At 71.7% G+C, this 1,222-nt stretch carries 1 protein-coding gene; it reads left to right on the forward strand.

Annotated features, from left to right (window positions below; translation table 11 throughout):
• The coding region (locus tag ABEB28_RS41375) for a condensation domain-containing protein (RefSeq protein WP_345733791.1) at positions 1 to 1,222 on the forward strand (1,222 nt) is incomplete at both ends.

The raw sequence follows: 1,222 nt of genomic DNA on the forward strand, positions 1-1,222 counted from the left end.
CCGCCGGAACCATCCTGGGCCTGACCCCGATCCAGCTGTGGTTCTTCAGCCAGCAGTTCGCCGATCCCGACCACTTCCACCAGGCGCGGCTGTTCGCGATCCCCGCGCACTGCGACCTCAGCCGGCTGCGGGCGGCGTTGACCTGGGTCACCGGCCACCACGATGCCTTCCGCACCCGATTCGCCCGCACCGGCGGACGCTGGAGCGCGGTCCTGGATGAGCGGCCCCGCCCCGACCTCGTCGGGGAGCACACCCTGCCCCGCGACACCGGGCAGCTACAGGCCGGACGCTCGGCGACCGTGCTGGACACCGCGTTGCGCGCCCTGCACCACCCGATCAGCATCGACGGCGGACGCCTGGCCGCCTTCACGATCGTGCACGACCCGGACGGCCCCGACGCCTGGCTGTACCTGATCGCTCACCATCTGATCGTCGACGTCGTCTCCTGGCAGATCCTCGCCGCCGACCTCGAACACGCCTACCGAATCCTGTCCGACGGCCAGCAACCACCGGACGGCACAGCACCCGGAATCCCATCCGCCGCCGGCGGACAGCACCGCAACCCGCGCCGGTGGGAAGGCTTCGCCGCTGCCGCGAAACCACGCCTGACCGGAACCAGGATCGATACTGGGCCCCCCGTGGCCGCCATCACCGCCCAACGGATCCGGGTGCGCCGTCGGCTCTCCACCCGGGCCGGGACCTACCTGCAACTGGACGTGCCCCGCCTGCACGGCCTCAGCGCCCAAGCCGTCCTTCTCGCCGCGCTGAGGCGCGCAGTCGCACCGCACAGCACCGCGAACGGCCTGTACGTGTGGCTGGAAGGCCACGGCCGGACCGGCGGCGCCCGTCTCGACCATGTCGTCGGCTGGCTAACCTCCCTGCAGCCGGCACTGTTCACCGCCGAGGACGCCGTACCCGCCCGGCTGGTCGACGCGGCCCGCAGCATCCACCGCCAGATCAGCGCCGCGCCTGACGCCGGTACCAGTTTCGGAGACACCGTCCTCCTGCGGCCCGGGTCCGCGCTGCACCGGCGGCTCACCGACGGCGGTCAACCCCAGATCACCTTCAACTACCTCGGGCAATCGGCCGGCGACACCGACCGCATTCTGCAACCGGCACCAGGGCCCGACCACGCGACGATCGGCGACCGCAACGTTCTGCCGACACCCGTCGACCTCACCGTCGCCCCCGCCCTCGACGGCACCGTCACCTGCGAGTTCTC

This window comes from Cryptosporangium minutisporangium (assembly GCF_039536245.1).
Taxonomy (GTDB): domain Bacteria; phylum Actinomycetota; class Actinomycetes; order Mycobacteriales; family Cryptosporangiaceae; genus Cryptosporangium; species Cryptosporangium minutisporangium.